The organism is Pseudomonas monteilii NBRC 103158 = DSM 14164 (assembly GCF_000730605.1).
GTDB classification, from domain to species: Bacteria; Pseudomonadota; Gammaproteobacteria; order Pseudomonadales; family Pseudomonadaceae; genus Aquipseudomonas; species Aquipseudomonas monteilii.
Genome location: NZ_BBIS01000044.1, coordinates 24,709 through 45,667, shown reverse-complemented (window position 1 = coordinate 45,667; position 20,959 = coordinate 24,709). Strand labels below are relative to the sequence as shown.

At 62.6% G+C, this 20,959-nt stretch carries 21 protein-coding genes; 11 read left to right on the top strand and 10 right to left on the bottom strand.

Features of this window, described 5'->3' with window-relative positions; genetic code table 11:
- Window positions 1–60: 60 nt before the first annotated feature.
- Window positions 61–1,539, bottom strand: coding sequence for a methyl-accepting chemotaxis protein (locus PM2_RS22065; protein WP_028699646.1), 1,479 nt, complete (start codon window positions 1,537–1,539; stop codon window positions 61–63).
- A gap of 109 nt (window positions 1,540–1,648) precedes the next feature.
- Complete coding sequence (locus tag PM2_RS22060; protein WP_028699645.1) at window positions 1,649–2,446, bottom strand: TatD family hydrolase; 798 nt, start codon at window positions 2,444–2,446, stop codon at window positions 1,649–1,651.
- A gap of 156 nt (window positions 2,447–2,602) precedes the next feature.
- On the opposite strand from PM2_RS22060, the gene PM2_RS22055 reads away from it, so the two are divergent.
- From PM2_RS22055 to greB, 4 genes are all read left to right on the top strand, one after another.
- On the top strand, window positions 2,603–4,021 hold the full coding sequence (locus PM2_RS22055) for an MltF family protein (RefSeq protein WP_028699644.1): 1,419 nt from the start codon (window positions 2,603–2,605) through the stop codon (window positions 4,019–4,021).
- Window positions 4,022–4,134: 113 nt separating this feature from the next.
- The gene (locus PM2_RS22050; protein WP_019097176.1) at window positions 4,135–4,572 is read left to right on the top strand and encodes a DoxX family protein; all 438 of its coding nucleotides are present in this window, start codon (window positions 4,135–4,137) and stop codon (window positions 4,570–4,572) included.
- Between the two features lie 223 nt (window positions 4,573–4,795).
- A complete protein-coding gene (locus PM2_RS22045; protein ID WP_028699643.1) occupies window positions 4,796–5,104 on the top strand; it encodes a hypothetical protein in 309 nt (102 codons plus the stop codon).
- 11 nt (window positions 5,105–5,115) lie between these two features.
- Window positions 5,116–5,589 carry a transcription elongation factor GreB gene (gene greB, locus PM2_RS22040; protein WP_019097174.1) on the top strand — a complete coding sequence of 158 codons (474 nt, stop codon included), beginning with the start codon at window positions 5,116–5,118 and terminating at the stop codon, window positions 5,587–5,589.
- Window positions 5,590–5,653: 64 nt separating this feature from the next.
- Here the strand turns inward: greB and PM2_RS22035 are convergent, their stop codons facing one another.
- Together PM2_RS22035 and PM2_RS22030 are read right to left on the bottom strand one after the other, a co-directional pair.
- Window positions 5,654–8,161 carry an ABC transporter permease gene (locus PM2_RS22035; protein ID WP_027615736.1) on the bottom strand — a complete coding sequence of 836 codons (2,508 nt, stop codon included), beginning with the start codon at window positions 8,159–8,161 and terminating at the stop codon, window positions 5,654–5,656.
- A complete protein-coding gene (locus PM2_RS22030) occupies window positions 8,161–8,844 on the bottom strand; it encodes an ABC transporter ATP-binding protein (RefSeq protein ID WP_016714756.1) in 684 nt (227 codons plus the stop codon). The genes PM2_RS22035 and PM2_RS22030 overlap by 1 nt, the downstream gene beginning before the upstream one ends.
- Before the next feature lie 10 nt (window positions 8,845–8,854).
- Here PM2_RS22030 and PM2_RS22025 point away from each other — a divergent pair, with 10 nt between their 5' ends.
- The 3 genes from PM2_RS22025 to PM2_RS22015 all read left to right on the top strand — a co-directional run bounded on the left by PM2_RS22025 (window position 8,855) and on the right by PM2_RS22015 (window position 10,901).
- Window positions 8,855–9,460, top strand: coding sequence for an arylesterase (locus PM2_RS22025; protein ID WP_019097588.1), 606 nt, complete (start codon window positions 8,855–8,857; stop codon window positions 9,458–9,460).
- Window positions 9,461–9,518: 58 nt separating this feature from the next.
- Window positions 9,519–9,809 (top strand): hypothetical protein, encoded by a 291-nt coding sequence (locus PM2_RS22020; protein WP_016714754.1) that lies wholly within the window; start codon window positions 9,519–9,521, stop codon window positions 9,807–9,809.
- Window positions 9,810–9,923: 114 nt separating this feature from the next.
- Window positions 9,924–10,901 (top strand): L,D-transpeptidase family protein, encoded by a 978-nt coding sequence (locus PM2_RS22015; RefSeq protein WP_016714753.1) that lies wholly within the window; start codon window positions 9,924–9,926, stop codon window positions 10,899–10,901.
- A 132-nt stretch (window positions 10,902–11,033) separates the two neighbouring features.
- Here the strand turns inward: PM2_RS22015 and oprI are convergent, their stop codons facing one another.
- The gene (oprI, locus tag PM2_RS22010; RefSeq protein ID WP_003259780.1) at window positions 11,034–11,285 is read right to left on the bottom strand and encodes an outer membrane lipoprotei OprI; all 252 of its coding nucleotides are present in this window, start codon (window positions 11,283–11,285) and stop codon (window positions 11,034–11,036) included.
- A gap of 508 nt (window positions 11,286–11,793) precedes the next feature.
- Here oprI and PM2_RS22005 point away from each other — a divergent pair.
- A complete protein-coding gene (locus PM2_RS22005) occupies window positions 11,794–12,075 on the top strand; it encodes a GNAT family N-acetyltransferase (RefSeq protein ID WP_016714752.1) in 282 nt (93 codons plus the stop codon).
- Window positions 12,076–12,139: 64 nt separating this feature from the next.
- Here the strand turns inward: PM2_RS22005 and PM2_RS22000 are convergent, their stop codons facing one another.
- Window positions 12,140–13,216 carry a 3-deoxy-7-phosphoheptulonate synthase gene (locus PM2_RS22000; protein WP_016714751.1) on the bottom strand — a complete coding sequence of 359 codons (1,077 nt, stop codon included), beginning with the start codon at window positions 13,214–13,216 and terminating at the stop codon, window positions 12,140–12,142.
- 232 nt (window positions 13,217–13,448) lie between these two features.
- Between PM2_RS22000 and PM2_RS21995 the strand changes: the two genes are divergently transcribed.
- The 3 genes from PM2_RS21995 to cysB all read left to right on the top strand — a co-directional run bounded on the left by PM2_RS21995 (window position 13,449) and on the right by cysB (window position 16,122).
- Window positions 13,449–14,396, top strand: a complete 948-nt coding sequence (locus tag PM2_RS21995) for a putative 2-dehydropantoate 2-reductase (RefSeq protein WP_028699642.1) — start codon at window positions 13,449–13,451, stop codon at window positions 14,394–14,396.
- A 124-nt stretch (window positions 14,397–14,520) separates the two neighbouring features.
- Complete coding sequence (locus tag PM2_RS21990) at window positions 14,521–15,018, top strand: universal stress protein (protein ID WP_016714749.1); 498 nt, start codon at window positions 14,521–14,523, stop codon at window positions 15,016–15,018.
- Window positions 15,019–15,147: 129 nt separating this feature from the next.
- Complete coding sequence (gene cysB, locus PM2_RS21985; RefSeq protein ID WP_010953293.1) at window positions 15,148–16,122, top strand: HTH-type transcriptional regulator CysB; 975 nt, start codon at window positions 15,148–15,150, stop codon at window positions 16,120–16,122.
- Window positions 16,123–16,160: 38 nt separating this feature from the next.
- Here the strand turns inward: cysB and PM2_RS21980 are convergent, their stop codons facing one another.
- From PM2_RS21980 to rloB, 4 genes are all read right to left on the bottom strand, one after another.
- Window positions 16,161–16,895: a phosphoadenylyl-sulfate reductase gene (locus PM2_RS21980; RefSeq protein ID WP_028699641.1), complete on the bottom strand. Its 735-nt coding sequence runs from the start codon at window positions 16,893–16,895 to the stop codon at window positions 16,161–16,163.
- A gap of 79 nt (window positions 16,896–16,974) precedes the next feature.
- Window positions 16,975–18,318, bottom strand: coding sequence for an aminodeoxychorismate synthase component I (gene pabB, locus PM2_RS21975; protein ID WP_028699640.1), 1,344 nt, complete (start codon window positions 18,316–18,318; stop codon window positions 16,975–16,977).
- Between the two features lie 124 nt (window positions 18,319–18,442).
- Window positions 18,443–19,423 carry an alpha-L-glutamate ligase-like protein gene (locus tag PM2_RS21970; RefSeq protein ID WP_016714746.1) on the bottom strand — a complete coding sequence of 327 codons (981 nt, stop codon included), beginning with the start codon at window positions 19,421–19,423 and terminating at the stop codon, window positions 18,443–18,445.
- A complete protein-coding gene (gene rloB, locus PM2_RS21965; protein WP_016714745.1) occupies window positions 19,423–20,958 on the bottom strand; it encodes an osmotic stress tolerance membrane protein RloB in 1,536 nt (511 codons plus the stop codon). The genes PM2_RS21970 and rloB overlap by 1 nt, the downstream gene beginning before the upstream one ends.
- Between the last annotated feature and the right edge of the window lies 1 nt (window position 20,959).

The following is a 20,959-nucleotide window of genomic DNA, read 5'->3' as shown; positions in this document are numbered from 1 at the left end:
GTCATGCCCAAAGCTTAGTGCGGCCTCCGTATGGGGGCCAATCGAGGCTGGCTATGGTGACTATAGCTTGAGCTGGCCAATGGCTTTGCTGAGTTCGCCGGCCAGGGTCGCCAGTTCGCTGCTGGTGGTGGCCGAGCCCACCGTCTGCTGCACGGTCTGCTCGGTGACATCGCGGATGCTCACCACGGCGCGGTTCATTTCCTCGGCCACCTGGCTTTGTTGCTCGGCGGCCACGGCGATCTGGGTGTTGCTTTCGCGCATCTGCGCCACTGCATCGGTAATCTCGGCCAGCGCTTCGCCGGCCTCCTGGGCTTGTCGCACGCAGTCGTCGGCTTTGTAAGAGCTTTCCTGCATGAACTCCACCGCATCGCGGGTGCCCGATTGCAGGGCCGAGACCATGGTGGTGATTTCGTCGGTAGAGGTTTGCACACGCTTGGCCAGGTTGCGCACCTCATCGGCCACCACGGCAAAGCCGCGCCCTAGGTCGCCAGCACGGGCTGCTTCGATGGCAGCGTTGAGCGCCAGCAGGTTGGTTTGCTCGGCGATGCTGTGGATCACGCTGACCACGCCGTTGATCTTCTGGCTGTCGTCGGCCAGTTGGCGAATCATTTCGGCAGTTTGCTGCACGCCGCTGGAAAGCCCGGAAATCGAGTCCTGTACCCGGCTGACCACCTCTTTGCCACTGCCGGCCAACGTGTCGGCGGTTTGCGACAGGTCGCGGGTGGCACCGGCATGCTCGGCGATGTGGTGTACCGTCGCCGACATTTCATTGATGGCGGTGGCGGCCTGGTCGGTTTCGCTTTGCTGGCCGAGCATGCCGTGTCGCACGTCGCTCATGCTGGCGGCCAGGCGTGCGGCGCCCGAGTCCAGTTGTGCCGCCGTGTGGGCAACAGTGCTGACGACCCGGTGGTAGGTGGCCTGCATCGCATTGAAGGCCCCGGCCATCTGGCCGACCTCGTCGCCGCAGGCCAGCGGCACGCGGGCAGCCAGGTCACCGGTTTTCTCCACATGCAGCATCACGTCTTTCAAGGTGTTGAGCTGGCTGAGCAGGAAGCGGATCAGCAACTGCGAAGCGCCAAGCATGGCCAGCATCAGGATCAGCACGCACGCGGCGTAGTTACTGAAGCGGTCAAAGAACACCTGGCGCAGGCTTGGCGACTGTGCCACCACGGCCACTTGCTGGTCGCCGTTGCGCAGTACCTGTGCGCCGCGCAGCGGGTTTTCTCCGAGGACCCAGGCGCCTGGCAGTTCGACCCAGCCTTGGGCGTTGCGCAGGGGGTCGAGCGCCTCACCGGCGAACGTCGGCGTTTGCCCCGCAGGCCAGCTGATGACATTGGCAAGGCGGGGCAGTGCTTGCCCAGCCGGCCAGGCGGCTATCAGCTGGGCTTGTGCGGCCGCCTGGGCCTGCGCTGCCTCGGCGCGGGCGCGTTGCTCCAGGTGCACGGCGTAGAGCACCAGCAGCAAGGTCGTGACAAAGGCCACCGCGTTGACGGCCCAGAATTTGTACTTCAGGGAAACATTGCTAAGCCAGGCACCCATGGGCAGGTCTTCTCTGAGTTGAGCGGAAACAATATTGGCAAGGTGCCATCATTGTGCCTGTATCTACTCAGCAAGATGTTGATACATATCAACAGCCCGCACGCAGGGCTCACGGAAGCTGGAAAAATGCCCGCGCCGTTGCGGTGGTGTGGGCAGCCGTATGCTCGGCTGATTCGGCCCGGTGCAAGGCGACTTCACGCAGCACCTCTGGCAAAAACGCCGGCTCGTTGCGCCCGTTCTTCGGCTTGGGACGCAGGCTGCGTGGCAGCAGGTAGGGGGCGTCGCTTTCCAGCATCAGCCGGCCTTCGGCAATGTTGCCTACCAGCGGGTGCAGATGAGTGCCACGGCGTTCGTCGCAGATCCAGCCGGTAATGCCGATGTGCAGGTCCATGTCCAGGTAGGCGAACAGTGCCTCGCGTTCGCCGGTAAAGCAGTGCACCACCGCGCCGGTCAGGTGGTCGCGATAATCCTTCAGGATCGCCAGCAAACGCTCGCTGGCGTCGCGCTCATGCAGGAACACCGGCAGGCGCAGTTCCGCAGCCAGGGCCAGCTGGGCTTCCAGGGCTTTTTCCTGCAGCGGGCGAGGGGAGAAGTCGCGGTTGAAATCCAGGCCGCATTCGCCCACCGCACGCACGCGTTGCTCATTCAGCAGTTGGCGCAAACGGCGCTCACTACCGGCATCCCAGGCCTTGGCATCGTGAGGGTGTACGCCTGCCGTGGCGAACAGGTGCGCGCCGCTGTTATCCAGCTGCTGGCACAGCTCCAGTGCCTGCTCGCTGACTGCCAGGCTGGTGCCAGTCAGCACCATTTGCGCTACACCGGCTTCACGTGCGCGCTCGACAATGGCTGCCTGCTGGTCGTGGAAACTGCTGTTGGTCAGGTTGACGCCGATATCGATCAGTTGCATGGTGCTATCTCGTGCCGCGGGGCGGCCAGCATAGCAAAAACCGCGTTTTTCTGAAAAAACCAAGAACTTCATGCTGTTGCCGTGGTCTTTTACCGCCATTTCTCACTTGGCGGTGCAACCCATGGATGCCGCCCACCGACCACGGACACGTTTTGCATGCTGCGATGCTGGCTCACCTTCCTGTTCACGCTCGGGCTGACGATTGGGCTGACCCTGCCCGGTGCCGCCCATGCGCGCGCGCCGGGGCCGCAGCAGAATATCCCACCAGCCAAGGTGCGCGACCTGCAACAGATTCGCTCCAGCCAGGTGTTGCGGGTGCTGGTCAATCAAAGCCGTAACAGCTCAGGCGAGGTCAAAGGTGAGCCGGTCGGCATCGAATACTACCGCCTGCGCGCCCTGGAGCATTACCTCAATGCCCGTGCCGCCGATGGCCAGGAGATTCAACTCAAGCTCATCCCACGGGCCAAGGAACAACTGCTAGGCGCACTGGCCCGCGGCGAGGGTGACCTGGCAGCGCCGGGCGAGCTGCTTGACCCCGGCACGGTGCGCGGTGTCAGCAGCAGTGCGCCAATTCTCGACCAGGTGCCGCTGATGCTGGTTGGGCGCAAAGGCGAGCGAAGCTTCAGTAAGGTCGAACAGCTTTCCGGGCGCACCGTGGCTTTGACCAGCGCCAGTGCTGCCGGGCCGCTGATCCAGCAGGTCAACCAGCAACTGGCGCTGCGCAAACGGCCGCCGATCAAGGTGGAATGGGTCGACTCAACGCTGGCGGTAGAGGATGTGCTGGAGATGGTGCAGGCGGGCATCTATCACCTGACGGTGGTCGAGCAACCCATTGCCCGGCGCTGGGCGCGGGTGATGCCACGCCTGCGCCTGGACACCCGGGTGCACCTGGGGGCTCCGCAGGCCATGCGTTGGTATGTAGGGCGCGATGCACCGCAATTGCTGGCCACGGTCGATCGTTTCCTGCAGGGCTACCGTGCACCGGACAACCAGGATGCCGCCTTCGAGCGCATCTACCGCCGCCAGTACAGGGTGCACAACCCGTTGGCCAGCAAGGACCGTCAGCGCCTGGCCTCGGTGCGTGCAGTGCTGCAGAAGCATGGCCAGGCGCAGCAGATCGATTGGCTCAACCTGGCCGCGCTGGCCTTCAAGGAGTCCACCCTCAACCCGGCCGCGCGTGGCACTGGCGGTGCCCACGGCCTGATGCAGATAACGCCTTTGGCGGCCCAGCGGGTAGGGGTGAGCAACACCGCCACGGTAGATGGCAATGTACAAGCCAGTGCCCGTTACCTGGCGCTGATCCGTCGCAAGTTCTTTGCCAGCCCCAAGATCAACGAGCGTGAACGCATGGCCTTTGTGCTGGCGGCCTACAACCTTGGCCCCGAGCGGGTCCAGGCCATGCGTGCCGAGGCCCGGCGGCGTGGCCTCAATGGCAACCAGTGGTTCTTCCAGACCGAGCGCATCGCCATGGAGCAGGTCGGCATGGGGCCGGTCAACTTCGTCAATAGCGTCAACAAGTACTTCCTGGCGTTCAACCGCGAGCGTGCAGTGCTGGAGCGCGTAGCGAAGCGTTGAGAAATCGATTTTATCGATTGTTATGTTGGGTTTTTTGCGATTTTCATATCTACTGAATTGATTATGATGGCGCCCATCCCAACACAACTTCTCCGCTTCAAGGACGCTTCGACATGAACAACACGACCCTCAACGCCCTGTTCTCCACCCGCGCCGGCGCTGGCCTCAGCGTGATCCGCATCCTGGTTGGCATCATCTTCATGGCGCATGGCGCGCAAAAACTCTTCGGCCTGTTTGGCGGTTATGGCCTGGAAGGTACCGGCCAGTGGATGGAAAGCATCGGCCTGGCGCCGGGTTACCTGATGGCCTTGCTGTCCGGCAGCGCAGAATTCTTCGGCGGCCTGGCCCTGGTGATCGGCCTGCTGGCCCGCCCGGCGGCGCTGGCGCTGACCGTGACCCTGGTGGTGGCGATCTTCTCGGTGCATATCGGCAACGGCCTGTTCATGTCCAATAACGGCTATGAGTTCGCCCTGGCCCTGCTGGCGGGCACTGTCGCCGTCATGATCGAAGGCGCTGGCCGCTTCTCGCTGGACCGCCTGATCGCCCGCTGATACCACCCATGCGGCAAGATCCAAGCCTCAGGCCGATCACTTTCGGTTTGAGGCTTGTATCTTGCCGCTTGTAGCTCTAGCATACCGCCTGCGCCGATTTAAACAGCTACTTGCGGGGCGCAGGAAAGCCCCCATCCGGGTTATCCGAAATACCGCTAAAGCGCTGGTTCGGTGACGCCTCCCACCGCTGCCCAGCGGGATTCGCGAGGCGGAGAGAAGCTCCATGAGTTGCCCACGTACCAGTGTCTGTTTAAGCCCATTGCCTGCCAACCAGGCGTCCCGCACACCGCGCATTCTGCTCGGCGGCCAGCATCAGCCCACCCTTTTGCGTCACCTCGAAGGCCTGTCTCGACGCAAGGGCCAGGCGCGCGCATTTCTGATTCAGTTCGCAGATACCGGCTGCCACCTGGCGCAGTACGGCAATGACCGTTTTGACCTGGCCGTCATCCAGGCTCCGCCGCAGGATGAGGCCGCAGACGTTATTGGTCACCTCACCCGTATCGCGCGCCAAGGCCTGATTACCCGCCGCTAAGGAGTGCGCTGTTGAGCACCAACATCATTACCACGGAAGGCCACGACGCGCTGAAGAAAGAGCTGGACCACCTGTGGCGGGTGTATCGCCCGGAGATCACTCAGAAGGTTGCCTGGGCGGCATCCCTGGGGGATCGCAGCGAAAACGCCGACTACCAGTACAACAAGAAGCTGCTGCGCGAAATCGACCGCAGGGTGCGTTATCTGCGAAAGCGTCTTGAAGATGTGAAGGTGGTGGCTTATTCGCCGCAGCAGGAAGGCAAGGTGTTTTTCGGCGCCTGGGTCGAGATCGAGAATGATGATGGCGAGACCATGAAGTTTCGCATTGTCGGTTATGACGAAATCTACGGGCGCAACGACTACATCTCGATCGATTCGCCCATGGCCCGTGCCTTGCTCAAAAAGGAGGAGGGCGATGAGGTGTTGGTGCATACGCCTACCGGTGAAGCGACCTGGTATGTGAACAGCATCTCGTACGGGCAATAGATTGATGTTGTTTGTGCCGGCCTCTTCGCGGGCGAGCCCGCGAAGAGGCCGGCACATGTAACACTCAAGTTTCCCGCAACACCGCCAAAGGGCTGGCATTCAACGCCCGCCGCGTCCCCAGCACACCTGCACCGCCCACCAGCAGCGCCCCTGCCAGTGGCAACACCAGCAGCCACGGGTGTGGGCTCCACTGCAAATCGAAGGCATAGCGATACAGCACCAGGGTAATCAGTTCACAACCCACTGCCGCCAACAGCCCACTGGCCGCACCCAGCAGACCGAACTCGATACGCCTCGCCTTCACCAGCAATGGCCGCGCTGCCCCTAGCGCACGTAGCAAGGCACCTTGGCGAATGCGTTCGTCCAGCGTTGCCTGCAAGCCGGCGAACAGCACCGCCAGCCCGGCCGCCAGCACGAACAACAGCACATACTCCACCGCCAGGGTCACCTGGGCGAGGATGCTGCGCAGCTGGTCGAGCAAGGCGTCCACCTGCAGGATGGTCACCGCCGGAAATGCCCGCGACAGCGCCACCACATCCAGGTCGTGGCCGGGTGCCAGGTAGAAACTGGTCAGGTAAGTGGTCGGCAACCCCTGCAGCGTGCCGGGCTGGAAGATCATGTAGAAGTTTGGCTGGAAGCTGTCCCAGTGCACGCTGCGCAGGCTGCTGACCCGGGCCTGGCGCTGCTGGCCGCCGATGTCGAAGGTCAGCAGGTCGCCCATGTGCAGTTTCAGGCTGGTGGCCAGCTCCGCTTCCACCGAAACGCCGGGTATTTCGCTGTCGGCCGGCAAGGCTTGCCACCAACTGCCGGCAGTGAGTTGATTGCCTTCGGGCAGTTCGGCGGCCCAGGTCAGGCTAAGGTCTCGCTGCACGGCGCGTTCACCCGCCGAGTCTTTGCTGACAACTTGCTGCACCGGCTGCTCGTTGATTTGCACCAGGCGCCCGGGCGTAACCGGGTAAAGCGGCGCCGAGGCTGCATTGACCTGGTGCAGGCGTTGCGCGAACGGTTCGCGGTCATCCGGCAGGATGTTCAGGGCGAAATGGTTGGGTGCATCCTTGGGCAGTTGGGCTTGCCAGGTGTCGAGCAGTTCGGCGCGCAGCAGGGCGACCAGGGCCATGGCCAGCAGGATCAGGCCGAAGGCCAGGGCCTGGCCGGCGGCGGCCGTGGGGTGGCGTAGCAGCTGGCCCAACCCCAGGCGCCAGGTCAGCGGTGCGCCGGCCAGCAACTGGCGCAGGCTGCGCAAACCGAGCAACAGCAGGCCGCCGAGCAACAATGCGGCGACCAGGCCGCCACCGAGCAAGGCGAAGGTGAGCAGCAGGTCAAGGCTCAGGCGCCACATGATCAGGCCCAAGGCAAACAGCGCGGCGCCATACACCAGCCAACTGCTGGGCGGTATCGGCAGCAGGTCGCGGCGCAGCACCCGCAGCGGGGGCACCTGGCCCAGTGCAGCGATCGGCGGCAGGGCGAAACCGGCCAGTGCCACCAGCCCGGTCCCGATGCCGGCCAGGGCCGGAACGATGCCACCGGCAGGCACCACGCTTGGCAACAGCCCCTGCAGCAGGCGGAACAGGCCCAGCTGGGCCAGCCAGCCGAGCAGGGCACCGGCCAGGGCGGCGACCAGGCCGAGCATGGCCAGTTGCAGGCAATACAGGCCCAGTGCCTGGCGGCGCGACAGACCCAGGCAGCGCAGCAGGGCGCTGGCGTCCAGGCGGCGTGCGGCATAGCGGCTGGCCGACAGGGCCACGGCCACGCCTGCCAGCAGCACCGCCACCAGGCTGGCCATGTTCAGGTAGCGTTCGGCCTTGCCCAGGGCGCCGCCGATCTGCTGGTTGCCATCGCGGGTGTCGCGCAGGCGCTGGTTGGCGGCCAGGTCTTTTTCCACGGCCTGGCGGTATTGGGCCAGTACCTCGGTATCGCCACGCCACAGGTCGCGGTAGGTAACCCGGCTACCCGGCTGAATGACGCCGGTGGCCTCGAGGTCGGCCAGGTTCATCATCACCCGGGGGGTAAGGCTGTAGAAGTTGTTGGCGCGGTCGGGTTCGTAGGTCAGCACGCGGCTCATGCGCAGGGTTTTCATGCCCACGTCGATGCTGTCGCCAATCGCCAGGCCCAGCGCCGCCAGCAGGCGGGGTTCGACCCAGGCTTCACCCGGTGCCGGGCCACCGCCAGGCATCTCCTCGGCATAAGGGGCCGGCGCACTGCGTACCTGCCCGCGCAACGGATAAGCGCCGTCGGCGGCCTTGACGCTGGACAGCTGGATGCCATTGTCGCCGCCTACCACGCTGGTGAATTCGACCACCTGTGCATGGCGCAAGCCAAGTGCAGTGCCGCTATCGATCTGCTGCGCACGGGCCGGGGCGCTGCCTTGCAGCACCAGGTCGGCGCCCAGGAATTCACTGGCGCGCAGCTGCATGGCGCCGTTGAGGCGGGCGCCGAAATAGCCGATGGCGGTGCTGGCCGCCACGGCCACCAGCAGGGCAAAGAACAACACGCGTACTTCGCTGGCGCGAATGTCGCGCAGCAGCTGGCGCAGGGCCAGCCCGCACAGGCGGGACAACGGCATGTGGGTCATCAGGCCTCCACCGGGGCCACCAGGCGCCCCGCGTCCAGGCGGATCTGGCGGCGGCAGCGCCTGGCCAGGCGTTCGTCATGGGTGACCAGCACCAGGGTGGTACCGCGCTCCTTGTTCAGCTCGAACAGTAAATCGCTGATGCGCTCGCCCGTGTGGCTGTCGAGGTTGCCTGTGGGCTCGTCGGCAAACAGCACCGCCGGTTGTGCCGCGAAGGCGCGGGCGATAGCAACCCGCTGCTGCTCACCGCCCGACAGTTGACGGGGCGTGTGGCTCAGGCGCTTGCCGAGGCCGACCCGTTCCAGCAGTGTGCGCGCGTGTTCGCGTGCATCCCGGCGACCGTCCAGCTCCAACGGCAGCATCACGTTTTCCAGGGCGTTGAGGCTGTCGAGCAGTTGGAACGACTGGAACACGAAGCCCACATGTTCGGCGCGCACCCGGGCGCGCTGGTCTTCATCCAGGGGGCCCAGGTCATGGCCGGCGAGGATGACCTTGCCGGCGCTGGGCTGATCGAGGCCGGCAAGCAAACCGAGCAGGGTCGACTTGCCGGAGCCCGATGCGCCGACGATGGCCAGGCTGTCGCCTTGGGCCAGGTCGAGGGAGAGTGCGTGAAGGATGGTCAGGTCACCTTCCGCGCTGGGGACCACTTTGCTAAGGTTCTGCGCAACGAGAATGCTGGGGCCCATGGAGAATCCGATGCGAGTGTGGTGGTTGAGTGCCGGTCTGGCCCTGTATTGCCTGGCCCAGAGCGCGGCGGCGGGAACACTGCTGATTGTTGGCGATAGTATCAGCGCCGGTTTTGGCCTGGATAGCCGCCAGGGTTGGGTCTCTTTGTTGCAGACCCGGCTTAAAGACGAAGGTTTCGACGATAAAGTGGTCAACGCCTCGATCAGCGGTGACACCAGTGCAGGTGGCCAGGCGCGGCTGCCGGCGCTGCTTGCAGCCCATAAACCGAGCCTGGTGGTGCTGGAGCTGGGCGGTAACGATGGCTTGCGTGGGCAGCCGCCTGCGCAATTGCAACAAAATCTTGCCTCGATGATTGAAAGCGCGCGCCAGGCCGGCGCCAAGGTGGTGCTGCTGGGCATGCGCCTGCCGCCCAATTATGGCGTGCGCTATACCACCGCATTCGCCAAGGTGTATGAACAGCTGGCGGCGGATAAACAGGTGCCATTGGTGCCGTTTTTCCTCGAAGGAATAGGGGGCGTGCCTGAGTTGATGCAAGCCGATGGCATCCACCCGGCCCAGGGTGCCCAGCAGCGCTTGCTGGAAAATGCCTGGCCAGCGATAAAACCCTTGCTCTGACGCTTTAAACGGGGCCAGCTTTCGGCTAATGTTGCGCCCCCCGTTTCGAGTGCCCCCGATGCCGCGCCCTGCCTGGTCCCTGTATGCCTACCAACTGATCGAGCCCGATGAGCAGCTCGACCTGTTCGCCTGCCAGGAAATCCGCGTTCACCTGGTGGCTCGCCAGCTTGAGCTGGGCGTGCCGGTAGACCGCACCTTGTGCGGCGGCCTGCTGCCTGCGCAGCCGCGCTGGTCGGCCGTGCCGCGTGCCATCTACCGTGACAGCCGCCTGTGTGACCTGTGCCGTGCCATCCTCGATGCCCAGCGGCGCGGCATGCGCCCAGTCTGGCCAGAGCTGCAGGCCAGCTGAACGGCAAGCACCTTTCATCATCTGAAACGCTTGCATGGGCGCCAATGCCTCCCGCTTGCATCGAGGCGGGTGTACAATCGTTCCTCTTGACCTATCTTTCGAAGGATTTACCGGATGTTGCCGCGCTTTCCTGTCGTCACCCGTAGCCTGTCCCTGGCCGCCCTGCTGGTAGCGGGCCCCGCTGCTGCGCTGGAATTGCCACTGCCACCGCCCGGTGAAGACATCGTCGGCCAGGTGCATACGATCAAGGCCAAATACGAGGACACGTTCGCCGACATCGGCACCGCCAACGACCTCGGCTATCTGGAAATGATCGCCGCCAACCCGGGCGTCGACCCGTGGCTACCGGGCGCCGGCACCGAGATCATACTGCCGACCCGCTACATCCTGCCGCCGGGCCCGCGTGAAGGTATCGTCATCAACCTGGCCGAGTACCGTATGTATTACTTCCCGAAAGGGCAGAACGTAGTGCATACCTTCCCGCTGGGTATTGGACGTGAGGGGTGGGGGTCGCCGATCGCCAACACCAAGATCACCGCCAAAACGCCGAACCCGACCTGGACGCCACCTGCCTCTATCCGTAAAGAACACGCCGCAGACGGCGACATCCTGCCGGCTGTGGTGCCAGCAGGTCCGGATAACCCGCTGGGGCCGTTCAAGTTCACCTTGGGCGTGCCGGGCTATCTGATCCACGGGTCGAACAAGAAGTTCGGCATCGGCATGCGTACCAGCCACGGTTGCTTCCGCATGCTCAACAACAACGTGCTGGAACTGTCGAAGATGGTGCCGGTCGGTACGCCGGTACGCATCATCAACGAGCCCTACAAGTTCGGTATCAGTGGCGGCAAGGTCTATCTGGAGGCGCACACGCCGCTGGACGACCAGGGTAACCCGTCGGTGGTCGACAAACACACTGCGGTTATCAACGCCTTGCTCAAGCGGGAAGACCTTGCCAACAACCTGCGCATGAACTGGGACATGGTGCGTGACGTGGTGGCTGCAGAAGATGGCATGCCGGTAGAAATTGCCGTGCCGGTGCAAAACCAGGGCAATGCGCCGATGGTGACGAGCATACCGCCCGAACTGCAGTAAGGTATTCGCGACACACCCGGGCCCGCCTTAGTGCGGGCCTTTTCGTATCTGCGGGGCGCGTTTGGCTTGTTTACAGGCAATAAAAAAGCCGACCCACAAGTGGGTCGGCTCCATAACAATCCGTGAGGATTATTACTTGCGGCTGGCTTTGTCCAGCATACGCAGAGCGCGCTCGTTGGCTTCGTCAGCGGTCTGCTGAGCCTTCTGAGCGGCTGCCAGTGCGTCGTCAGCCTTACGGTAGGCTTCGTCAGCACGAGCTTGAGCGCGAGCTGCTGCGTCTTCAGTCGCAGTCAGACGAGCTTCGGTTTCTTTGGATACGCTGCTGCAACCGGTAGCCAGAACTGCGGCCAGAGCCAGAGCAGAGAATTTCAGAACGTTGTTCATCGTGTTCCCCTTCAAGGACTTTCTATTAAATAGCCATCTCTCAGGAAAAGAGAAACTGGCCGGCGTACATAGTACCCATTACTTGTAGTAAGTAAACTGACTGAGCGCAAGAACTGCAAAAAAAATGTTGCTTGACGCCGTGCCGACAAGATTTGCGGCGCGTGTGTGAAAAAAACGTGCAGGGTTCGCAAGCGGTTGTACTACAGGAACTTTTTTGTTGAACTAAGGGTGACTTTAACTGTCCTTCGACGTCTTAAGCCCTACAACATCCGGTGGCTGTTGAACGTGCAGGGAAGAGTCGCATTCCGGGCATTTTCGCCATTTTTAGCCGCTACCACCTTGAGCAATCCCGTTTGCGGCGCCTACTATCTTGTGAGTGCCAGAGAATCCGAACGATTGCAATCGTCCAGAGGTCGTAGGGGCAACAGGTGGCATAGAGGATTCTGTGCCGGATAAACCACCATCGGTGAAGGTATGGGTCTGCCGAGAAGACCTGCGAGGAGTAGTGATGAGCGAAGCGCTGACCATCCACCATGACCAGGCCGGTCATCAGTTCGAGACCAACGTGGACGGTCATCGTGCCTACCTGACGTACATGGATCTGGGCAAGCAGACGCTGGACATCTATCGTACCTTCGTGCCGAACGCCTTGCGGGGCCGCGGGATTGCCGCCGCGTTGACCGAGCAGGCCTTGGCGTACGCCGAGCAAATGGGTTACACGGTCATTCCTTCCTGCTCGTACGTGGAACGCTACATGGAGCGCCAGCAGCGGCATTCCAGCAAGGCCTGAGCTGCCGAAAGGCATCAGATACAAAAACGCCGGGCAATGCCCGGCGTTTTGTTTATTGCAATGCTCAGCCGCGCTTACGCTGCGGTAGCACATCCTTGAGCTTGGTACGCATGCTGCGCAGGGTTTTCTCGGTAGCCGACCAGTCGATGCAGGCATCGGTGATCGAGACGCCATACTGCAACTCTTCCAGGTTTTTCGGGATCGACTGGCAGCCCCAGTTCAGGTGGCTCTCGACCATCAGGCCGATGATCGACTGGTTGCCTTCGAGGATCTGGTTGGCAACGTTCTCCATCACCAGCGGTTGCAGGGCAGGGTCCTTGTTGGAGTTGGCGTGGCTGCAATCGACCATGATGTTGGCCTTGATCTTGGCCTTGGCCAGGTCCTGCTCGCACAGGGCGACGCTGACCGAGTCGTAGTTCGGCTTGCCGTTGCCGCCGCGAAGTACCACGTGGCCGTAAGGGTTGCCCTTGGTGGTGACGATCGACACGCCGCCTTCCTGGTTGATGCCGAGGAAGCGGTGTGGCTTGGAGACCGACTGCAAGGCGTTGATGGCAACGGTCAGGCCGCCGTCGGTGCCGTTCTTGAAGCCAACCGCCGAAGACAGGCCCGAGGCCATCTCGCGGTGGGTTTGCGATTCGGTGGTGCGGGCGCCGATGGCCGACCAGCTGATCAGGTCTTGCAGGTATTGCGGGGAAATCGGGTCGAGCGCCTCGGTGGCGGTCGGCAGGCCCATCTCGGCCAGGTCCAGCAGCAGCTGACGGCCAATGTGCAGGCCGTCCTGGATCTTGAACGAATCATCCAGGTACGGGTCGTTGATCAGGCCTTTCCAGCCCACGGTTGTGCGTGGCTTTTCGAAGTACACGCGCATGACCAGGTACAGCGTATCGGACACTTCTTCGGCCAGCACCTTCAGGCGCTCGGCGTACTCGTGGGCGGCCTTGATGTCGTGGATGGAGCAAGGGCCGACCACGACGAACAGGCGATGGTCCTTGCCGTCGAGAATATTGCGCACCACTTCACGGCCGGCAGTCACGGTCTGCAGGGCCTTGGCGCTGAGGGGGATTTCCTTCTTGAGCTGATCGGGGGTGATCAGGGTCTCGTTGGAGGCAACGTTCAAGTCATCGATCGGTAAATCAGCCATCGTGTTACTCGTCAGGTCACGGGTGCCGGCCGCCAGCTATCCCCGTGCGGCCCAGCAGCAAGAATATTCGCAGCGGGGAGCCGAACCTTAGCGCGTTACAGGTGGCGCGACAATGGGTTTGGCCCAGTCATTGTGGGGTTTTTCCCTGATCGAGTGCGTTGAGCGCGAATGGGCTGCCCAGCGCTGCGTAACCTGTGTAAAAAGAGGGCTGACTTCATACTCGGAGATCGGCATGCATCCGCACACCCCTCGCATCGGTATCATCGGCAGTGGCGCCATCGGCGGCTTTTATGGGTTGATGCTGGCCCGGGCCGGTTTCGATGTGCATTTTCTGTTGCGCAGCGAGTACCAGGCCGTCAGTGAGCAAGGGCTGACCCTGGACAGTGACGTGCATGGTGCGTTGCAGATGCAGGTGCACGCCTATGCCAGTGCCGCCGACATGCCGCCTTGCGACTGGTTGCTGATCGGTGCCAAGGCCACCAGCAATGATCAGCTCGCACCTCTGATCGTGCAGGCCGCCGCACCCGGCGCCAAGGTCGTACTGCTGCAGAACGGCCTGGGGGTGGAGGAGCAATTGCGCCCTGCCTTGCGTAGCGACATGCATCTGCTGGGCGGCCTGTGCTTCATCTGCGTCAACCGTCATGCGCCAGGTGTGATCCGCCATCAGGCACTCGGGGCTGTCAACCTGGGTTACCACAGTGGGCCGGCAAGTGACGGCGGTGCTGCGCTGGTCGGTGAAGGGGTGGCGTTGTTCAAACGCGCGGGCATCGATTCGCAGGCCATGCCAAATCTCGACTCGGCGCGCTGGCAGAAGCTGGTGTGGAACGTGCCTTACAATGGTCTGTCGGTGCTGCTGGGGGCCAGCACCACGCCGCTGATGGCAGACAGTCACAGCCGTGATCTCATCCAGGCACTGATGGCCGAGGTGGTGCAGGGCGCTGCAGCCTGTGGCCACGTGTTGCCCGAGGGCTATGCCGAGCACTTGCTCCAGGTGACCGAGCGCATGCCCGACTACTGGCCAAGCATGTATCACGACCATACGTTCAAGCGCCCACTGGAGTTGCAGGCTATCTATGCCGAGCCGCTGGCACGTGCGCGTGCGGCAGGCTGCTGCTTGCCGCGTATGGAAATGCTCTATCAGGCGCTGAGCTTTCTCGACAGCAACCACCGGCCTCACTGAGGGCGGCACTGACCTCGGCTGGGCGCTTCAGCCCGCGCCAGTAGCGCGCCGGACGGCAAAGCGTGCATCCGGCGCGCTGCTAAGCTGAAGCTTGCTCTGCCGCTGCGGCAGTCGAGGAGGTCGAATGATCCGCTCCATGCTGTACGCCACCGACCTCGGTGTCTACGCACCTTTTGTGATGCAACACGCGCTGGCCCTGGCGCGTACGTTCAATGCCGAGTTGTATGTGATCCATGCGGTGGAACCCATGGGGCAGTTCGCCGAATCCCTCCTGCAAAGCTACCTTGATGAGCAGACGCTCGACCAGTTGCACAGCCAAGGCGTGAACACGGTGATGGCCAACATCGAGCAGCGCGTGCTGGAAAACTTTCGTGATGAGCTGGGTGAGGAGGCCGACCTCGCGGTTATCAAGGCGGTGCGGGTACGCCAGGGTGACCCCGCGCAGGTAATCCTTGATCAGGCACAGCGGTTGAGTGTCGACCTGCTGATTTTCGGCAGCCACAGCGCCGGTGCCGGCGTGGATGTACCCCTGGGGCGAACGGCGGTTCGGCTGCTGCAGCTGTCGCCGGTGCCGGTGTACATGGTGCCGTTGGCGCAGCACTTGGGGCGTAGGAAGGCATGAAGATGACTGTAGGCTGTTTCCGGGGGGCATGTAACAAAATAGTTCTAGATTTATTTCCAGAACCACTAATATAGTTATATATCGTCGCTGCCTGCTGCCGCGGACTCATCGCTGAACCGAGGGGAACCTATGAAGCTTCAACAACTGCGCTACATCTGGGAAGTGGCGCACCATGACCTCAACGTCTCCGCGACGGCGCAGAGCCTGTATACCTCCCAGCCAGGTATCAGCAAGCAGATCCGCCTGCTCGAAGACGAATTGGGTGTTGAAGTCTTTGCGCGTAGCGGCAAGCACCTGACCCGCGTCACGCCGGCCGGCGAGCGCATCATCAATACCGCTGGCGAAATCCTGCGCAAAGTCGAAAGCATCAAGCAGATTGCCCAGGAGTTCTCTAACGAGAAGAAGGGCACGCTGTCCATCGCCACCACCCACACCCAGGCGCGCTATGCCTTGCCGCCGGTGATCAGCAGCTTCATCAAGCAGTATCCGGAAGTGTCCCTGCATATGCACCAGGGTTCGCCCATGCAGATCGCCGAGATGGCAGCAGACGGCACGGTAGACTTCGCCATCGCCACCGAGGCCCTTGAGCTGTTCGGCGACCTGATCATGATGCCGTGCTACAAGTGGAACCGTTGCGTGGTGGTGCCGCAGGGTCACCCGCTGGCCAAGCTGCCGAAACTCACTCTGGAAGCGGTTGCCGAATACCCGATCGTTACCTATGTGTTCGGTTTTACCGGGCGCTCGAAGCTGGACGAAGCGTTCAACCACCGCGGCCTCACGCCGAAAGTGGTGTTCACCGCGGCCGACGCTGACGTTATCAAGACCTATGTGCGCCTGGGGCTGGGCGTGGGTATCGTCGCGGGCATGGCTGTGGATGCCAAGCTCGATAGCGACCTGGTGGCGCTGGATGCCAGCGAGCTGTTCGAGGCCAGTATCACGAAGATCGGCTTCCGCCGTGGCACCTTCCTGCGTGGCTTCATGTGCGACTTCATCGAGAAGTTCGCTCCGCACCTGACCCGCGAAGTGATGGCCAAGGCCATTCAGTGCCATAACAAGCAGGAGTTGGAAGAGCTGTTCGAAGGTGTCGAACTGCCGGTGCACTGATTCAAGAATGCCGGGGCTGCAAAACAGCCCCGGTTATTTCAAGCCTTGCTGATCAGGTTGCCCGCGTGCAACCCGCATTCCTTCTGTGTCGACTCTTCCCACCACCAGCGCCCCTCGCGCTCATGCTGGTTCGGCAGCACCGGCCGGGTGCAAGGCTCGCAGCCAATGCTGATGAAGCCGCGCTCATGCAGGCTGTTGTACGGCAGCTCAAGCATACGGATATAACCCCACACTTCCTCGCTGCTCATCTGCGCCAGCGGGTTGAACTTGTACAGGGTGCGCTCGGGTGTGGAGAAGGCGCTGTCGATTTCCAGTGCCGCTACCTGGCTGCGGGTGCCCGGGCTCTGGTCGCGGCGCTGGCCGGTGGCCCAGGCGCTAACGGTAGCCAGCTTGCGGCGCAGCGGCTCGATCTTGCGGATGCCGCAGCACTCGCCGTGGCCGTCCTTGTAGAAGCTGAACAGGCCCTTTTCTTTCACGAACGGGTCAAGCCTGTCGCGGTCCGGGCTGAGGATTTCGATTGGCAGGTTGTACTGCTCGCGCACCTGGTTGATGAACCGGTAGGTCTCCGGGTGCAGTCGGCCAGTGTCGAGGCTGAACACCTTGACCTGCTTGTTCAGCTTCCAGGCCATGTCGACCAGCACCACGTCCTCGGCGCCGCTGAAGGAGATCCACAGGTCATCACCAAAGTGCTCGAAGGCAAGCTTGAGGATGTCCTGCGGGGACTTGTTGGCATAGGTCGCGGCCAGGGCGGCGACGTCGAAGGGTTGGCTCATCAGGCGGTTTCCATCTTGGCTGTGGCGCTGTGCGCTCGTAGTAAGGTGATGGTAACAAAAAAACGCGGGCTAGACGGACTCACAAGCCCTGCAAGGTCTGCATCAACACCCGCACTTTGGCGATCGACTCTTCATATTCGGCCTGCCATTCGGAGTCAGCCACTACCGCGCCGCCACCCCAGCAGCTGACCTGGCCGTTTTTGACCAGCAGGCTGCGAATGGCAATCGAGCTGTCCATCTCGCCGCGCACATCCACATACAGCAGCGAGCCGCAGTACAGCGCCCGCCGCGCGGGTTCCAGCTCGTCGATGATCTGCATGGCGCGAATTTTCGGCGCGCCGGTGATTGAGCCGCCGGGGAAGCTGTCGCCGATCAGGTCCAGGGCATCCTTGTCGCTGGCAAGCTGGCCGGTGACACTGCTGACCAGGTGATGGACGTTGGGGTAGCTCTCAAGGCTGAACAGCTCTGGTACTTTCACCGAGCCGATTTCGCAGGTGCGCCCCAAGTCGTTGCGCAGCAGGTCGACAATCATCAGGTTTTCCGAGCGGTCCTTGGGGCTGCGCAGCAGCTCCTCGGCATTGCGTGCGTCTTCGCCTGGGTCGCTGGCGCGCGGACGGGTGCCTTTGATTGGCCGGGTTTCCACCTGGCCCTGGCTGACACGGATGAAGCGCTCGGGCGAAAAACTCAGCAAGGCGCTGCCGTCAGCCAATTGCTGGTAGCCGGAAAACGGCGTGGGGCATGCCTTGCGCAGGGCCTGGTAAGCTCGCCAGGGGTCACCCTGGCAGGGGGCGCGGAAGCGTTGAGTCAGGTTGATCTGGTAGCAGTCACCGGCCTGGATGTAGCGCTGGACCTGGTCGAAAGCGGCTTTGTACTGTTCCGGCTGCAGGTCACCAGCCATTGGGGCGAGCAACTGGAAGTCACCGGTTTCGGTGCAGCGACTGCCTTCGAACAGGCCGATCAGGCGTTCTCGCTCGTCGCTTGCCAGGCTCGGGTGGAACACCAACTGGCTGGTACCGTGCAGGTGGTCGCTGACCAGTGCCCAGGCGTACAGGCCCAGTTGCGCGTCAGGCAGGCCGAGGTCGTCCACAGCCAGGCTTGGCAGGTGTTCCAGCCGGCGGCCGAAGTCGTAGCTCAGGTAGCCGATCAGGCCACCGGCAAAGGGCAGTTCAACGCCCTTGGGCAAGCCTGCGTGGCCCAGTTGCGCCAGGCCGGCACGCAGGCGTTGGAGGAAGGCGCGGCCGTCTTCATCGGGCTGCGCTTGCAGCTGTTGCAGCGGCCAGGCGCTGAGCAGGTCGAAGCGACCGCGTTCGGCGCCTGGGCGGGCACTGTCGAGCAGGATCGCGCCGGGAGCCTGGCGCAGGCGGGCGAAATAGGCAGCAGGGTCGGGCTGGTAGGGCAGGGGGTGCAGCGTACAGGTCGGCATCAGTGTGGACGGCGATGTAAAAGCGAGGAGGGCGATTGTAGACCTGTGTAGGAAAAGCGCCTAGCACTGGGCGCGACATTCAACATTGTGTTTTATGCAGGGGCTGCAAAGCAGCCCCAATATTTCAGCGGTTGGGCACGTGCCCGAACAACCCTTGTGCTACCCGAACGCGCTGTTCGGCATCTTCAGTAATACCATCTTTTGCCAGCGCTTCAATGTGCGCCTCAATGGCATGGGTGCGCTGGGTCAGGCCGCAGTCGTTGGCAATCTGGATGTTCAGGCCCGGGCGGGCGTTGAGTTCCAGAATCAGCGGGCCTTTGTCCTGGTCCAGCACCATGTCCACGCCAATGTAGCCCAGGCCGCACAGCTCATAGCAGCCGGCCGCCAGCTTCATGAAACCATCCCAGTTCGGCAGTTGCACGCCGTCCACCGCATTGGTGGTGTCCGGGTGCTTGCTGATGATGTTGTTCAGCCAGGTGCCGCGCAGGGTCACGCCGGTGGCCAGGTCGACACCCACGCCGATGGCGCCCTGGTGCAGGTTGGCCTTGCCGCCAGACTGGCGGGTCGGCAGGCGCAGCATGGCCATGACCGGGTAGCCCATCAGCACGATGATGCGGATGTCCGGCACGCCTTCGTAGCTGATGCTCTTGAAGATCTGGTCGGGGGTAACCCGGTACTCGATCAGCGCCCGGTCGCGGTGGCCGCCCAGCGAGTACAGGCCGGTGAGGATGCTCGAAATCTGGTGCTCGATTTCCTCATGGCTGATGATCTTCCCCGACACTGTGCGGTAGCGGTCCTCGAAGCGGTCAGCGATGACCAGGATGCCATCACCGCCGGCACCCTGCGCCGGCTTGATGACGAAGTCGCTGCGCCCACCAATGATCTGGTCGAGCTTTTCGATCTCTTTTTCGGTCTCGATGATGCCGTACATTTCCGGCACATGGATGCCGGCCGCCAGGGCACGCTCCTTGGTGATGATCTTGTCGTCGACAATCGGGTACAGGTGGCGCTTGTTGTACTTCAACACGTAGTCCGCGTTGCGCCGGTTGATACCCATGATGCCCCGGGCCTCCAGGGCTTTCCACGTCTTGATCAGGCCAAACATCAGGCGTCAGCCTTCTTCAGGAATGCCTTGAAGCGCACAAGCTCGGTCAGGCGGTAACCGCGGTAGCGGCCCATCGCCAGCATGAAGCCCACCAGGATCAACAGCACGGCAGGGAAGGTGAACACGAAGTACACCAGTTCCGGCACCATCATCAGCAGGTGCGCAAGCGACGCGGCGAACAGGGTGCCGATGGCCACTTTCATGGCATGGCCACCGCCACGTTCTTCCCAGGTAATGGACAGGCGTTCGATGGTCATGGTCAGGATCACCATCGGGAACAGTGCCACCGACAGCCCGCGCTCAAGGCCCAGCTTGTGGCTGAACAGGCTGATGGCGGCGATCAGTACCACGACAAAGGTGAGTACCACCGACAGGCGCGGCAGCATCTGCAGCTTGAGGTGTTCCAGGTACGAGCGTAGCGACAGGCCCAAGGCCGTGATGACCGTGAACAGCACGATGCCGAAGCCCAGCTGGGTCTCGCGGAAGGCCAGGGCGATCAGTACCGGGGTGAAGGTGCCAAGGGTCTGCAGGCCGATCAGGTTGCGCAATACCAGGATCACCAGCACGCCGATCGGGATCATCACCATGATCATGAAGGTTTGCTGGGTCTGCAGCGGCAAGCCGTACAGCGAGTACTCGAGGAAGTCGGCGTCGGTGTTCTCGTCGGTCAGCTTGGCCAAGCGGATGGCGTTCATCTCGCTGTTGTTCATGCTGAAGGTGACGTTGGCCTTCTTGCCGCCATCGACGGTGATCAGGTTGTCGTCACCGGTCCACCACAGCAGGCGGTCGCTGGGCAGGCCCTGCTCGCCGGTGTCCGGGTTGAAGTACAGCCAGTCGTTACCGTTGAAGCTGCGCAGCCACAGCTCCGGGGTTTGCGGGGTATCGGCCACCAGGCGGATGGTGTGCACCTTCTCCATAGGCACATGGGCAATCGACAGCAGCAGGTCGATGATCTGGGCCTTTTTCATCGGCGAGGTATCGCCGGCCAGTAGCAGCTTGACGTTGTCGTCGTTGAGGTTGTTGACCCGCTTGATGGTCTCGCTGACGAAGGTCTCGACGTCGGCGGAGTGCTGGCGAATCGGCGCCATGAGGGCTTCGGCGGCAATCTTCTCGGGGCCTTCGATCGCCAGGCTGTCACGGAAGGTCGGGCCTTTGACGGTGGTCTTCTCGTTGCTGTAACGCTTGGTCAGCACCAGACGGTAGTACAGGGTCTGGTTGCCGCTGGCGCGGCGGGCCGACCAGGTAACCTTGCGGTTGCCGTCGGCGCGGTTGACGCTGACCCCGTAGTTGTTGGAGATGAAACTCTCGTTAAGGCTGACGTAGTCGCGGTTCAGCGGTGGCACGAACATCTGCACCTTGACCGGGTCCTTGGTGCTGGCCACGAACTCGACCTTGGCGTCGATGTTCCACAGGTCGTCGGTTTCATCCTCGGTCACCGGGATGCCGAGGAAGAAGATCTGATAAGCCGTGACCGCCACGCCCAGCAGCACCAGCACGGTGATCAGGACTTTCAGATGGAGGGTAAGAGAGCGCATC

Bases quoted from the DNA above. Each gene is read 5' to 3' on its own strand.
- PM2_RS22065 (WP_028699646.1), bottom strand. From the start codon at position 1,539: ATGGGTGCCTGGCTTAGCAATGTTTCCCTGAAGTACAAATTCTGGGCC.
- PM2_RS22060 (WP_028699645.1), bottom strand. From the start codon at position 2,446: ATGCAACTGATCGATATCGGCGTCAACCTGACCAACAGCAGTTTCCAC.
- PM2_RS22055 (WP_028699644.1), top strand. From the start codon at position 2,603: ATGCTGCGATGCTGGCTCACCTTCCTGTTCACGCTCGGGCTGACGATT.
- PM2_RS22050 (WP_019097176.1), top strand. From the start codon at position 4,135: ATGAACAACACGACCCTCAACGCCCTGTTCTCCACCCGCGCCGGCGCT.
- PM2_RS22045 (WP_028699643.1), top strand. From the start codon at position 4,796: ATGAGTTGCCCACGTACCAGTGTCTGTTTAAGCCCATTGCCTGCCAAC.
- PM2_RS22035 (WP_027615736.1), bottom strand. From the start codon at position 8,161: ATGACCCACATGCCGTTGTCCCGCCTGTGCGGGCTGGCCCTGCGCCAG.
- PM2_RS22030 (WP_016714756.1), bottom strand. From the start codon at position 8,844: ATGGGCCCCAGCATTCTCGTTGCGCAGAACCTTAGCAAAGTGGTCCCC.
- PM2_RS22025 (WP_019097588.1), top strand. From the start codon at position 8,855: ATGCGAGTGTGGTGGTTGAGTGCCGGTCTGGCCCTGTATTGCCTGGCC.
- PM2_RS22020 (WP_016714754.1), top strand. From the start codon at position 9,519: ATGCCGCGCCCTGCCTGGTCCCTGTATGCCTACCAACTGATCGAGCCC.
- PM2_RS22015 (WP_016714753.1), top strand. From the start codon at position 9,924: ATGTTGCCGCGCTTTCCTGTCGTCACCCGTAGCCTGTCCCTGGCCGCC.
- oprI (WP_003259780.1), bottom strand. From the start codon at position 11,285: ATGAACAACGTTCTGAAATTCTCTGCTCTGGCTCTGGCCGCAGTTCTG.
- PM2_RS22005 (WP_016714752.1), top strand. From the start codon at position 11,794: ATGAGCGAAGCGCTGACCATCCACCATGACCAGGCCGGTCATCAGTTC.
- PM2_RS22000 (WP_016714751.1), bottom strand. From the start codon at position 13,216: ATGGCTGATTTACCGATCGATGACTTGAACGTTGCCTCCAACGAGACC.
- PM2_RS21995 (WP_028699642.1), top strand. From the start codon at position 13,449: ATGCATCCGCACACCCCTCGCATCGGTATCATCGGCAGTGGCGCCATC.
- PM2_RS21990 (WP_016714749.1), top strand. From the start codon at position 14,521: ATGATCCGCTCCATGCTGTACGCCACCGACCTCGGTGTCTACGCACCT.
- cysB (WP_010953293.1), top strand. From the start codon at position 15,148: ATGAAGCTTCAACAACTGCGCTACATCTGGGAAGTGGCGCACCATGAC.
- PM2_RS21980 (WP_028699641.1), bottom strand. From the start codon at position 16,895: ATGAGCCAACCCTTCGACGTCGCCGCCCTGGCCGCGACCTATGCCAAC.
- pabB (WP_028699640.1), bottom strand. From the start codon at position 18,318: ATGCCGACCTGTACGCTGCACCCCCTGCCCTACCAGCCCGACCCTGCT.
- PM2_RS21970 (WP_016714746.1), bottom strand. From the start codon at position 19,423: ATGTTTGGCCTGATCAAGACGTGGAAAGCCCTGGAGGCCCGGGGCATC.
- rloB (WP_016714745.1), bottom strand. From the start codon at position 20,958: ATGCGCTCTCTTACCCTCCATCTGAAAGTCCTGATCACCGTGCTGGTG.